Below are 11,909 nucleotides of genomic sequence, written 5' to 3'. Positions count from 1 at the left end.
GCGTCAGTTCGCCCGGCTCTGCGCCAATTCGTCGTAGACGCTGAGCACTTGGGCGACCGTGTCGTCCTCCGTCGGCCACTGCGCGGCCCGCAGCCGCCCGGCGCTCGCCAGTTCGGCGCGCCGCTCGGGGTCCGCGAGGAGGCCGGTGACCGCCGCGGCGAGGGCGTCGGCATCGCCGTAGGGGACCAGTTCGGCGGCGTCGCCCACCAGTTCCGGGACGCCGCCGACGGCCGTGGCGACCAGGGGCACGCCCGCGTGCAGCGCCTCGTGGGCCAGCAGGGGGCGCGCCTCCCAGCGGCTCGGGAGGACGGCGAGGTCGGCGGCGGCCAGCAGGTCCGGTACGTCCTCGCGGCGGCCCAGCAGCAGCACCGGCAGGGCCTCCTCCTCGATGCGGCGCTGCAACTCGGCGCGCCGGCCGCCCTCTCCGGCGATGACCAGCAGCGGTTCGGGGTCGAGCGAGCGCCAGGAGCCGGCGGCGTCCAGCAGCGTTCCGTACCCCCGGCCCTTGTCCAGCCGGCCGACTGCCAGCAGCAGCGGGCGGCCCACGGCGCCGATGTCCGCCCGCGTCTTGTGCCCCGAGGGGTCGTCCTCCGCGTCCGGCACGGCGTTCGGCACGGGCAGCGCCACCGGCGCGAGCCTGGCGTCGCGCGCCCCTCGGCCACGGGCGCGCTCCACGAGGTCCGAGGACGCGCCGAGCACGACGGCGGCGGCGCGCGTCACCCTGCGCTCGGTCAGGCGCACGAGGCGGGCGCGCGCGCCGTCCGCCGCGGGCCTGGTGTGCCACGTGACGACCAGCGGCGTCGCCCTGCCGCGCAGCGCGAGCGAGGCGAGCAGCCCGGAGCGCAGCCCGTGCGCGTGCACGACGTCGGCCTCCGCGCACGCGGCGCGCAGCGCGGCGACGGCCCCCGGGTCCGTACGCGTCCGCAGCGGCGTGAACCGCGCCCCGGCGTCCGCGAATCCGTATCCGTCGCCCGCGCCCTGCGGTGCGCAGACCGTGATCCGCAGTCCGCGCGCGACGAGCCCCGCGGCCAGCGATCTGACGTGCGCCCCGCTGCCCGAGCTGCCCGTGCCCAGCACCTGGACGGCGTGCAGCGGCTGCTGCCCGTGCGGTGGTGCCGGTGTGCTGCTCACGCGGGGGGAGCTCCTGAGTCGGTTCGACGGGGTTCGGGTCGAGGAATTCCGGAACGAAGGCGCCCGCGCGCGTGCGGACCGGCCGCTTCCGCGCGAAGAGTGCGCCGGCCCCAGGATGCCAGCCCGCACCGGCATCCCGTCACCGCCGCCGCCGGTTTCCGGCTCGGCCTCGCCCGTACGTCCACAAAATCAGTCGCATGGGTGAGTTTGCGGCGCTGCTCTCTCAGAAGACCCACAGAAGGCCCGCCGTGCGCGCGTGCCCTCTCAGCCTCCCGTACGAGCCGCCGCCAGCAACTCCTCGGCATGCGCCCGCGCCAGCTCCGAGTCCTCCTGGCCCGCCAGCATCCGGGACAGCTCGCGCACCCGGTCCTCGCCGGTCATCGCCTGGACGCCGCTGCGCGTCACGGAGCCGTCGTTCGTCTTCTCCACCACCAGGTGCCGGTCGGCGAAGGCGGCGACCTGCGGCAGGTGGGTGACCACCACGACCTGCGCGGTCTTGGCGAGCCGGGCGAGGCGGCGGCCCACCTCGACGGCCGCCTTGCCGCCGACGCCCGCGTCGACCTCGTCGAAGAGGTACGTCGGCACGGGGTCCGAGCCCGCGAAGACCACCTCCACCGCGAGCATCACCCGCGACAGCTCGCCGCCGGACGCGCCCTTGGCGATCGGCCGGGGCTGCGCGCCGGGGTGCGGGGCGAGGTGCAGTTCGACCTCGTCGGCGCCGTGCGGCCCGTACGCGACGACGCGCCCGCCCACCTCGATGCCGGACTCCTCGTCGGCCGCGGGCGCCTGCCGGATCTCGAAGGACACCCGCGCGTGCGGCATGGCCAGCTCCGCCAGCTCCGCGGTGACCGCCCCGGCGAATCGCTTCGCCGCTTCGGTGCGGGCGTCGGTGAGGGCCTGCGCCAGACCGCCGAGCTCGGCGCGCAGCGCGTCGCGCTCGCCGGTGAGTTCGGCGATCCGGTCGTCGTCGCCCTCCAGCTCGGTGAGGCGGGCGGCGCTCTCCTCGGCCCAGGCCAGGACGGCGGCGATGTCCTGGCCGTACTTGCGCGTCAGCGCGGTGAGCGCCGCGCGGCGCTCCTCCACGGCCGCGAGCCGCAGCGGGTCGGCGTCCAGGTTGTCCGCGTAGCCGGCCAGCTCCCCCGCCACGTCGGCGAGCAGGATGCCGACCTCGCCGAGCCGGTCGGCGAGGGCCGCGAGCGCCGGGTCGTGGGCGCGTACGGCCTCCAGGGCGCGGTGCGCGCCGCCGGCGAGGGTGGCGGCGTCGACGCCCTCCGGGTCCTCGGGGTTCCCGGCGAGCGCGGCGTGCGCTATGGCCGCGGCGGAGGCGAGGGACTCGGCATGGCCGAGGCGCTCGGCCTCGGCGGCGAGTTCGGCGTCTTCTCCGGGAAGCGGCTCGACGGCGGCGACCTCGTCGAGGCCGAACCGCAGCAGCCCCGCCTCCTGGGCGCGCTCCCGCGCGCGCGTGGTCAGCTCCTCCAGCTCGGCGGCGATCGCCCGCAGCCGCCGGTACGCCCCGGAGTACTTCGCGAGCGGCGCCGCCACCGCGTCCCCGGCGTACCGGTCGAGCGCCTCGCGCTGCCGGGCCGGGCGCAGCAGCCCCTGCTGGTCGGTCTGCCCGTGCACGGCGACGAGGTCGTCCGCCAGCTCCGCGAGCAGCCCCACGGGCACGCTCCGGCCGCCCACGTGGGCGCGGGAGCGGCCCTCGGCGGAGAGCGTGCGGCTGATCAGGAGCGCGCCGTCGTCGAGTTCGGCGCCCGCCTCCACGGCCCGTACGGCCGCGGCCGAGCCGTCCGCGACGACGATCCGTCCCTCCACCACCGCGGCCTTGGCCCCGATCCGCACGAGGGCGGGGTCGGCGCGTCCGCCGAGCAGCAGGCCGAGGCTGGTGACGACCATGGTCTTGCCGGCGCCGGTCTCGCCGGTCACCGCGGTGAAACCGGGCGACAGCTCGACGACGGCGTCATCAATGACGCCCAGTGAACGAATCCGCATCTCCTCCAACACGGATACGACCATACGAGGTTCCGGGGCCCGCTTGCGACGGCCACCCCCTGGGTGCGCCGCCCCGGAGCGCCTCCGGGGACGGTACGGGGAGCCCCTGGAGAGCACCTGGGGCGGCCCTGGGGACAGCCCCACCCCTGTTCGGGGTGGACGCTCCATGGCCCTGGAAGCGCCGCGGACCGGAGGGTGGACGGTGATCCCGTCATGCTCACCGCGAGAGGTCCCTCCATGCCCAACGGACTGGCGCGCGCCGCTCTGCGCGGCCACCGGCCCGCCTTCGTCGGCACCGCCGTCGCCGCGCTGTTCGCCGCCACGGTCGTCAGCGCGTCGACGACCATGCTGACGGCCACCGGCGCCGACGGCCTCTCCGCCGCCGCCCGCAGGACCCTGGACGCGAACGGCGTGGGCGCCATGGCCGCCGTCATGCTGATCGGCTCGGTCTATCTGTCGATATTCGTGATCGTGTCGACCATGGGCACGGCCGTGGCCCAGCAGCACCGCGAGTTCGCGATGCTCCGGGCGATCGGCGCCCGGCCCCGGCAGCTGCGGCGCGCCGTGGCCGTACAGGCGCTCGCGGCGGCGGTCCCCTCGGCGGTGGCGGGGTGCGGGCTCGGCGTCCTGGTGGCGCGCTGGTGGTTCGCGGCGCTGGCGGGGCACGGCCTGATCCCGGCGGAGGTGCGGTTCCGTTTCACCCTGCTCGCGCTGCCGGTCTGCCTGGCGGTCGCGGCCGTGACGTCGGCGCTCGCGGGCATGGGCGCCGCCGCGCGGTTCACCTGGCTGCGCCCCGCGCGGGCCCTGGCGGAGGCCGCCTCGGGGCGGCGGGGGCTCGGGGTGGTCCGTACCCCGCTCGGGGTGCTCGCGCTCGCCGGCGGCGGCGTGCTGAGCGCGGTGGTCTCCACGCTGCCGGCCGAGAAGGCGGGCCAGTCGGCGTTCCTGGTGCTGATCCTGTTCTGCGCGGGCGTGGGGCTGCTCGGGCCGCGGATCATCGGTCCGGCGGCGTGGCTGGCCGCGCGCGTCACGCGGCCGTTCGGCAGCGCCGCGGAGCTGGCGATGATCAACGTCACCTCGCAGACCCGGCGGTTCGCGGCGGCGGTGGTCCCGCTGACCCTGGTGGTCGGCTTCGGCGTCACGAAGATCGCCGTGCATACGACGGCGGCGTACCGCACCGGGTCGGCGGGCAGCACCGGCGAGGTGTGGCTCGACTACACCGGCACCGGCCTGTACGCGTCCTTCGCGGCCATCGCCGCCGCCAACACCCTCGCCATGATCACCTTCGAGCGGCGGCGCGACCTCGCCCTGCTCCGCGTGGTCGGCACCGCCCCTGCCCAACTGCGCACCATGGCCGCTTGGGAGGCGCTGGTGGTGGCCCTGACCGCACTGCTCATCGGCGCGGCCGTCGCCCTGCTCACCCTCGCCCCCATCCTCCGCACCGCGTACGGCTCCGCGCTCCCGCACCTGCCGTGGCCGGTGGCCGCCGCCATCGCGGGCGGCACCCTGGCCCTGACGCTGCTGTCCACCGGCGTGCCCGTACTGACGAGCCTGCGCCGCCGCGCGATCACAGCCCTGTGAGACCCCGGCCCGACACAGCACCCCGAAGTCCGCACGAGAGCCGAGCCCCAACCCAGCGCAAAGGGGCGCGAGGAACTGCGCAGCCCCGGTGCTCCCAGCCGCACGGAGCCAGCCACCCCGTGAAGCTCAACCCCAACCCAGCGCCCAAAGGGGCGCGAGGAACTGCGCGACCAGCCACGACGAACCCGCAGACGGCAACGGCGCGCCGAACCCCACCGCCCCCGGCGAAGGGCTAGTGCGGAGCGCCCCGCCACCCGGCGACCGGCAGCGCGAACTTCGCCACGAGCCGGTCCGTGAAGGACGCATGGTGCAGGCGCGCCAGCCGCACCGGCACCGCGCCGCGCCGCACCTCCACCCGCGCGCCCGCGGGCAGTTCGACCGTGCGCCGTCCGTCGCACCACAGCACCCCGTGCGGAGTCTGCGGCTGCACCTCCACCGCGAGCACCGAGTCCGGCGCGGTGACCAGCGGCTTGGCGAACAGCGCGTGCGCGCTGATCGGCACCATCAGCAGCGCCTCCACCTCCGGCCACACCACCGGCCCGCCCGCCGAGAACGCGTACGCGGTGGAACCGGTCGGCGTCGCGCAGACCACCCCGTCGCCGCCGAAGCGGGAGACGGGCCGCCCGTCGACCTCCGTGACGACCTCCAGCAGCCGCTCGCGGGCCGCCTTCTCGACCGACGCCTCGTTCCAGGCCCAGTCCGTGTGCACGATGTGCCCGTCGTTGCGTACGAGGACGTCGAGCGTCATCCGCTCCTCCACCTCGTACGCCCGCGTCGCGACGCGGTCCACGACCTTGTCGAGGTCGTCCCGCTCGGCCTCGGCGAGGAACCCGACCCGGCCGAGGTTGACGCCGAGCATCGGCACCCCGGAGACGCGGGCGAACTCCGCGCCGCGCAGCAGCGTGCCGTCGCCCCCCAGGACGACGAGCAGCTCGCACCCGGCCAGCACGTCCGGCGTCTGCGGCCCCGCCTCGACCAGCTCCACCTCGGCGGGCAGCGGCAGGTCGGCGGCCTCGCCGGCGAGGACCCGGACGCCGATGCCGCAGCGCAGCAGCCCCTGGACGACGAGTTCGGCGCTGCGGATGGCCGCGGGGCGGCCGGTGTGGGCGAGCAGGAAGACGGTGCGCCGCTCATCGGCGGCCTCCGAAGCCGCCGCCGAAGCCGCGGTCGAAGCCGGCGCCGAAGTCACTGCTGCCGAAGACGCTGCTGAAGCTGCTGAAGCTGCTTGTGATGTGGTCAACGAGGCCCCTCCGCCACGGCACGGTCAACGTCGGCCGGGTCCAGTTCGGGCGCCCCGGCACGCAGCCACAGAAAGTACTCGACATTCCCGGACGGTCCCGGCAGCGGGCTCGCGGTCACGCCCAGAACGCCGAGGCCGAGCGCCGCGGCCCGCTCCCCCACCGCCCGTACCGCCTCGGCGCGGAGCTTCGCGCTGCGCACGACGCCGCCGCTGCCGAGCCGCTCCTTGCCCACCTCGAACTGCGGTTTGACCATGAGCACGAGGTCCGCGCCGGGCGCCGCGCACCGCACGAGCGCCGGCAGCACCAGCCCCAGCGGGATGAAGGACAGATCGCCGACGACGACGTCGACGGGTTCGCCGTCGATGTGCTCCAGCGTCAGTTCGCGCACGTTCGTACGGTCCTTCACGGTGACCCGCTCGTCGCTCTGCAACGACCAGGCGAGCTGCCCGTATCCGACGTCCACGGCGACGACGCGCGCCGCCCCGGCGCGGAGCAGCACATCGGTGAAGCCGCCCGTCGAGGCCCCGGCGTCCAGCGCCCGGCGGCCCGCGACGGTGAGCCCCAGCGGCCCGAACGCGGCCAGCGCGCCCGCGAGCTTGTGGCCGCCGCGCGAGACGTACTCGGGGTCGTCGTCGTCCTTGGCGACGACCAGGGCCGCGCCGGTCTCCACCTGGGTGGCCGGCTTGGTCGCGGTGGCGCCGCCCACCGTCACCCGGCCGGCCGCGATCAGCTGGCTGGCGTGCTCGCGCGAGCGGGCGAGCTTGCGGCGCACCAGTTCGGCGTCGAGCCGCGCGAGCCGGCCGCGCCCGCCGCTGTGGTGGCTGTTCTTGCCACGTGCCACTGCCACGTGTGGTTCAGCTCCTGTTGTCGTACGGACCGGAGGGCGCGGGAGGCCCGGGGCGCTGGTCGAGCGCGGTGAGCGCGGACCGCAGGCCCCGGTGTACATCCTCGTACACCTCCAGGTGGCCGCTCGCCGCGAGGTGGTCGGCGTCGGCCAGCCGCTCCAGCTGCGCGTCCACGTCGGCGTCGCCGGTGGGGGTGCGGTGCACGCCGAGCGGCCGCGGCCCGGCGTCCGCGGGAGAATCGCCCACCGGTTCCGGCTCGCCCACCGGCTCCGGCTCGCTCTCCGGCCCCGGCTCGCTCTCCGGCCCCGGCTCGTCGCCGGTCATCGCATCGGTCATGGTTCCGACGCTACCCCGGAACGGCTCGTGTCCCGGTCCGGGAGCCCCGGCGCGGGCGGCCCCTGGGGTACCGTCGATCACAATGGCGACCATCGAGGAGTGCCGGGGCGCACTCGACCGGCTGGCGGAGAACCTCGCGGGGGCGGACGGCGACCTGCGCACCGCCGCCGCGCTCAACCGCTCGCTCAGCTGCCACCTCACCGACCTCGACACCACCTTCGTGGGCCGGCTCGCGGGCGGCCGCATCGAGGACGTCACGGCCGTGCCCGGCCCGCCGCCCGGCCGCGCCGACATCGGGCTCGCGATGACCGGCGACGACCTGGTGGCGCTGGTGGGCGGCGAGCTGAACTTCGCGAGGGCGTGGGGCAGCGGCCGGGTCAAGCTCCAGGCGGGCCTCAGGGACGTGCTGCGGCTGCGCTCCCTGCTGTGACGGCCCGGCTCTGAGCCGTACGGTCCTCCTGAGCCGTACGGGCCTTCGCCACCCGCTCCCCGGCCGTGCGCGCGTCGCGGGCGGCGGGCACCACCAGCGGGGTGGCGGTCTCGGGGTCGTCGATGACCTGGCAGCGCAGCCCGAAGACCTGCTCCACCAGCTGCGCCGTGACGACCTCGGCGGGCTCCCCCTCGGCGACGATCCGCCCGTCGCGCATGGCGATCAGGTGCGTCGCGTAGCGGGCGGCGTGGTTGAGGTCGTGCAACACGGCCACCAGCGTGCGCCCCTGCTCCTCGTGGAGCTGCGCGCACAGGTCGAGCACCTCGATCTGGTGCTGGATGTCGAGGAAGGTGGTCGGCTCGTCGAGGAGGAGCAGCGGGGTCTGCTGGGCGAGCGCCATGGCGATCCAGACGCGCTGCCGCTGGCCGCCGGAGAGCTCGTCGACATAGCGGTCGGCGAGCGCGCCGACGCCGGTAGCCGCCATGGACTCGTCGACGACCCGCTCGTCCTCAGCCGACCACTGGCGCAGCACGCCCTGGTGCGGGTACCGGCCGCGCGCGACGAGGTCCCCGACCGTGATGCCGTCCGGCGCCACCGAGGACTGCGGCAGCAGCCCGAGCGTACGGGCGACCTTCTTGGCCGGGTACGAGCCGATGGCCTGCCCGTCGAGCAGCACGGAGCCGGCGGCGGGCTTGAGCATCCGGGAGAGGGCGCGCAGCAGCGTGGACTTGCCGCAGGCGTTGGGCCCGACGATGACGGTGAAGGAGTTGTCGGGTATCGCGACGGAGAGGTTCTCCGCGATGACGCGCTGGTCGTAGGCGAGGGTGACGGACTCGGCCGTAAGACGGCTCACGGTATCTCTCCTGTTGCTGGTGGTTTCCGGGGCGCGCGCGCCTGCCGCGGGTACGTCCGTACCGCCCGTACGCGCCGCGCTCGGATCCGCGGAGCACGCATCCCCACGACTCGATTCCCCACGGCTCAATTCCCCACGGCTCAATTCCCCACGGCTCATATCCCCACGGCTCATATCCGCCCCGCCCTGCGCTCGGTGAACAGCAGCCACAGCAGGTAGCAGCCGCCCAGCATCCCGGTCAGCGCGCCGACCGGCAGCCGGTCGGCGCCGAAGATCCGCTGCGTGGCCCAGTCGGCGGTGACGAGCAGCGCCGCGCCCATGCAGGCGGCGGCGGCCAGGTTGGGGCCCGGCGCGCGGGTCAGCCGCCGGGCGAGCTGGGGCGCGGCCAGGGCGATGAAGGCGACGGGCCCGGCGGCGGCCGTGGCGGAGGCGGTCAGCAGCACGGCGGAGAGCATGAGCACCAGCCGGGTCCGCTCCACCCGCACCCCGAGCGCGTACGCGGCGTCGTCCCCCATCTCCAGCATCTTCAGGCCCCGGCCGTGGCCGAGCACGACCGGGAAGAGCACCGCGCAGACCGCCAGCAGCGGCCAGACCTGGTCCCAGTCCCGGCCGCTGAGGGAGCCGACCATCCAGGCCACCGAGCGGGAGGCGTCGGAGGGGTTGGCCTCGACGAGCAGATAGCCGATGAGGCCGGTGAGCATGGCGGCCGCGCCGATGCCGATGAGGACGAGGCGGTAGCCGTGCACGCCCTTCTTCCAGGCGAGCGCGTAGATGGCGACGCCGGTGACGAGCCCGCCGACGATCGAACCGGCGGAGACCGCGACGGTGCTGCCGTGGAAGAGGACGATGACGGCGAGCGCGCCGACCGTCGAGCCCTGGCCGAAACCGATCACGTCCGGGCTGCCCAGCGGGTTGCGGGCGACGGACTGGAAGACCGCGCCGGCCATCCCGAACGCCGCGCCGACGAGCAGGGCCACCAGGACCCTGGGCAGCCGCAGGTCCTGGACGATGAACTCCTGCGCGGTGGTGCCGCCGCCGGTCAGCGTCCGCAGGACGTCGGCGGTGGACATCGGGAAGTCGCCGACGCCGATCAGGACGACGGAGACGGCGAGCGCGACGGCCACGAGCAGCAGCGAGACGAGCGCCGCCCACGGGTCGAGGCGGAAGGAGAGGCCGCCGGGGGTGCGTACCGCCTTGCTCCGCCGACGCCCCTTCGCGACCGCTGCACGCGCGCCGTCGTCGGTCACCGCTCCGTGTTCTTCCGCGTCCGCGCGGTGCGTGGGTGCGCTGTTCACAGGTGCGCCATCTTCCGTCGGCGTACGAGACAGATGAAGACGGGCCCGCCGATCACCGCCGTCACGATGCCGACCTGGAGCTCGGAGGGCCGGGCGACGACGCGCCCGACGATGTCCGTGCCGAGCAGCAGGACGGGCGCGAGCAGGGCCGCGTACGGCAGGGTCCAGCGCATGTCGGGGCCGGTGATCGCCCGCACCACGTGCGGCACCATCAGCCCGACGAAGACGATCGGCCCGCAGGCGGCCGTCGCGGCGCCGCACAGCAGGGTGACCGCGAGCATCGCGAGGACGCGGGTGCGGGTGAGGTTGGCGCCGAGCGCCCGCGCGGTGTCGTCGCCGAGCGCCACGGCGTTCAGCGGCCGGGCGAGCGCGAGCGCGAGCACCACGCCGACCAGGATGAACGGCGCGACCCGCGCGACGATGTCGCCGTTGGCGGCGGCCAGCGAGCCGACCGTCCAGAAGCGCAGCTTGTCGAGGGCCGCGTTGTCCATGAGCTGTACGGAGTTGACGTACCCGAAGAGCGCGGCGGTCACGGCGGTGCCCGCGAGCGCGAGCCGTACGGGCGTCGCGCCGCGGCTGCCGCCCAGTACGTACACGGCGACCGAGACGGCCGCGGAGCCGAGGAAGGCGAACCAGACGTACCCGGTCAGCGAGGTGACGCCGAGGAAGCTGATGGCGGAGACGACGGCCGCCGCGGCGCCCGCGTTGACGCCGAGGATGCCGGGCTCGGCGAGCGGATTGCGGGTGAGCGCCTGCATGACCGCGCCCGCGAGCCCGAGCGCCGCGCCCGCCAGCACGCCGAGCAGCGTGCGCGGCAGCCGTACGTCCCGGATGACGACGTCCGCGTCGGTGCCGGAGTAGTGGAACAGGCCGTGCCAGACCTGGTCGACCGGGATCTGCTTGGCGCCGACGGCGATGCTCGCCACCACGACCAGCAGCAGCACGCCCGCCGCGGCGAGCAGCCCGGCCGCGCGGGTGGCGTTGCGCCTTCGGGGCTCGGCCTCCGGGGCGGCGCGGGATTCGGGGGGACTGTCGACCAACACCCAGTTAGGTTAGCCTAACCTGGCAACTGCCCTCCAGGAGAGAAGCACATCCCCCATGAGCAACCCCCGCACCCTCACCCTGTCCCGCCGCGGCCTCCTCGCCGCGGGCGGCGCCGTCTCCATCGGCGCCCTGCTCACCGCCTGCGGGGGCGGCAGCTCATCGTCGGGCTCCTCCAAAAAGGACAGCGGCCCGTGGACGTTCAAGGACGACCGCGGCGAGAGCGTCAAGGCCGACCACACCCCGAAGAATATCGTCGCCTTCACCGGCTCCGCCGCGGCCCTGCACGACTTCGGCATCGACTGCGTCGGCGTCTTCGGCCCCACCAAGCTCAAGGACGGCAAGCCCGACCCGCAGGCCGGCGACATCGACATCGACAAGGTCACCATCCTCGGCAACGCCTTCGGCGAGTTCAGCGTCGAGAAGTACGCGGCGCTCTCCCCCGACCTGCTGGTCACCAACATGATCCAGGACCACGACCTGTGGGCCGTCCCCGAGGAGAGCAAGAAGAAGATCCTCGCCCTGGCCCCCAGCGTCGGCATCACCACCTCCCACACCCCGCTCCTGGAGCCCATCCGGCGCTACGCGGCGCTCGCCGAGTCGCTCGGCGCGGACCTGCGGGACAAGAAGGTCACCGACGCCAAGGCCCGCTTCGAGAAGGCCGCCGAGCGGCTCCGCAAGGCCGCGAAGGCGAAGAAGGGCCTCAAGGTCCTGGCCGCCTCCGGCAGCGCCAACCTGCTGTACGTCTCCGACCCGACCGTCTACACCGACCTCAGCTTCTTCAAGGAGCTCGGCGTCGACGTCATCGTCCCCGGCAAGGTCAGCGGCGGCTTCTTCGAGAACCTCAGCTGGGAGAACGCCGACAAGTACCCGGCCGACCTGATCCTCCTCGACAACCGCACCGCCACCCTCCAGCCCAAGGACCTCGCCGCCAAGCCCACCTGGGCGAAGCTCCCCGCCGTCAAGGCCGGGCAGGTCGTCCCCTGGCTCAGCGAACCGCGGTACTCCTACGCCGGCTGCGCCCCGATCCTGGAAGACCTCGCCGCCGCCGTCGAGAAGGCCAAGAAGGTCACCTGACCGGTCCCGGCGCCGGGGCGGGGCCCCGCCCGGCGGCGGGCCCGCCGCCCCCGCCGGGTCCCCCGAGGAGCACGCCCACCAGCCCCCCAC

At 74.9% G+C, this 11,909-nt stretch carries 11 protein-coding genes; 3 read left to right on the top strand and 8 right to left on the bottom strand.

From position 1 onward, the window contains the following. Nucleotides 1–3: 3 nt before the first annotated feature. Together AB0I49_RS17905 and recN are read right to left on the bottom strand one after the other, a co-directional pair. Nucleotides 4–1,131, bottom strand: coding sequence for a glycosyltransferase family 4 protein (locus AB0I49_RS17905; RefSeq protein ID WP_363227908.1), 1,128 nt, complete (start codon nucleotides 1,129–1,131; stop codon nucleotides 4–6). 264 nt (nucleotides 1,132–1,395) lie between these two features. After that, nucleotides 1,396–3,147, bottom strand: a complete 1,752-nt coding sequence (gene recN / locus AB0I49_RS17900) for a DNA repair protein RecN (RefSeq protein ID WP_363227907.1) — start codon at nucleotides 3,145–3,147, stop codon at nucleotides 1,396–1,398. Nucleotides 3,148–3,360: 213 nt separating this feature from the next. Here recN and AB0I49_RS17895 point away from each other — a divergent pair, with 213 nt between their 5' ends. Then, entirely contained in the window at nucleotides 3,361–4,701 is a 1,341-nt protein-coding gene (locus AB0I49_RS17895; protein WP_363227906.1) for an FtsX-like permease family protein, read from the top strand. Nucleotides 4,702–4,933: 232 nt separating this feature from the next. On the opposite strand, the gene AB0I49_RS17890 is transcribed toward AB0I49_RS17895, so the two are convergent. Genes AB0I49_RS17890 through AB0I49_RS17880 form a run of 3 tightly spaced genes read right to left on the bottom strand, consistent with a single transcriptional unit; the run spans nucleotide 4,934 to nucleotide 7,123 of the window. Then, a complete protein-coding gene (locus AB0I49_RS17890) occupies nucleotides 4,934–5,890 on the bottom strand; it encodes an NAD kinase (RefSeq protein ID WP_363227905.1) in 957 nt (318 codons plus the stop codon). Between the two features lie 47 nt (nucleotides 5,891–5,937). Beyond that, nucleotides 5,938–6,783, bottom strand: coding sequence for a TlyA family RNA methyltransferase (locus tag AB0I49_RS17885; protein ID WP_363228115.1), 846 nt, complete (start codon nucleotides 6,781–6,783; stop codon nucleotides 5,938–5,940). A 13-nt stretch (nucleotides 6,784–6,796) separates the two neighbouring features. Then, nucleotides 6,797–7,123: a hypothetical protein gene (locus AB0I49_RS17880; protein ID WP_363227904.1), complete on the bottom strand. Its 327-nt coding sequence runs from the start codon at nucleotides 7,121–7,123 to the stop codon at nucleotides 6,797–6,799. A gap of 82 nt (nucleotides 7,124–7,205) precedes the next feature. On the opposite strand from AB0I49_RS17880, the gene AB0I49_RS17875 reads away from it, so the two are divergent. After that, complete coding sequence (locus AB0I49_RS17875; protein WP_363227903.1) at nucleotides 7,206–7,553, top strand: sterol-binding protein; 348 nt, start codon at nucleotides 7,206–7,208, stop codon at nucleotides 7,551–7,553. On the opposite strand, the gene AB0I49_RS17870 is transcribed toward AB0I49_RS17875, so the two are convergent. From AB0I49_RS17870 to AB0I49_RS17860, 3 genes are read right to left on the bottom strand one after another with little or no spacing between them, the layout of a single operon-like run. Continuing rightward, nucleotides 7,519–8,565, bottom strand: coding sequence for an ABC transporter ATP-binding protein (locus AB0I49_RS17870; RefSeq protein ID WP_363227902.1), 1,047 nt, complete (start codon nucleotides 8,563–8,565; stop codon nucleotides 7,519–7,521). The two genes, AB0I49_RS17875 and AB0I49_RS17870, sit on opposite strands and share 35 nt — an antisense overlap. Nucleotides 8,566–8,576: 11 nt before the next feature. Next, on the bottom strand, nucleotides 8,577–9,653 hold the full coding sequence (locus AB0I49_RS17865; protein ID WP_363228114.1) for an iron chelate uptake ABC transporter family permease subunit: 1,077 nt from the start codon (nucleotides 9,651–9,653) through the stop codon (nucleotides 8,577–8,579). Between the two features lie 44 nt (nucleotides 9,654–9,697). Next, a complete protein-coding gene (locus tag AB0I49_RS17860; RefSeq protein ID WP_363227901.1) occupies nucleotides 9,698–10,744 on the bottom strand; it encodes an iron chelate uptake ABC transporter family permease subunit in 1,047 nt (348 codons plus the stop codon). Between the two features lie 55 nt (nucleotides 10,745–10,799). Between AB0I49_RS17860 and AB0I49_RS17855 the strand changes: the two genes are divergently transcribed. Beyond that, complete coding sequence (locus tag AB0I49_RS17855) at nucleotides 10,800–11,819, top strand: ABC transporter substrate-binding protein (RefSeq protein ID WP_363227900.1); 1,020 nt, start codon at nucleotides 10,800–10,802, stop codon at nucleotides 11,817–11,819. Nucleotides 11,820–11,909 lie beyond the last annotated feature (90 nt).

The sequence above is a fragment of the Streptomyces sp. NPDC050617 genome (genome assembly GCF_040654795.1).
GTDB lineage: Bacteria > Actinomycetota > Actinomycetes > Streptomycetales > Streptomycetaceae > Streptomyces.
The sequence above is the reverse complement of the archived record's forward strand: the minus strand, read 5'-3'. Positions and strand labels throughout refer to the sequence as shown.

Excerpts from the sequence above, each read along its gene's own strand:
- AB0I49_RS17880 (WP_363227904.1), bottom strand. The coding sequence starts at position 7,123 with ATGACCGATGCGATGACCGGCGACGAGCCGGGGCCGGAGAGCGAGCCG.
- recN (WP_363227907.1), bottom strand. The coding sequence starts at position 3,147 with ATGGTCGTATCCGTGTTGGAGGAGATGCGGATTCGTTCACTGGGCGTC.
- AB0I49_RS17875 (WP_363227903.1), top strand. The coding sequence starts at position 7,206 with ATGGCGACCATCGAGGAGTGCCGGGGCGCACTCGACCGGCTGGCGGAG.
- AB0I49_RS17895 (WP_363227906.1), top strand. The coding sequence starts at position 3,361 with ATGCCCAACGGACTGGCGCGCGCCGCTCTGCGCGGCCACCGGCCCGCC.
- AB0I49_RS17855 (WP_363227900.1), top strand. The coding sequence starts at position 10,800 with ATGAGCAACCCCCGCACCCTCACCCTGTCCCGCCGCGGCCTCCTCGCC.
- AB0I49_RS17870 (WP_363227902.1), bottom strand. The coding sequence starts at position 8,565 with ATGAGCCGTGGGGAATTGAGCCGTGGGGAATTGAGCCGTGGGGAATCG.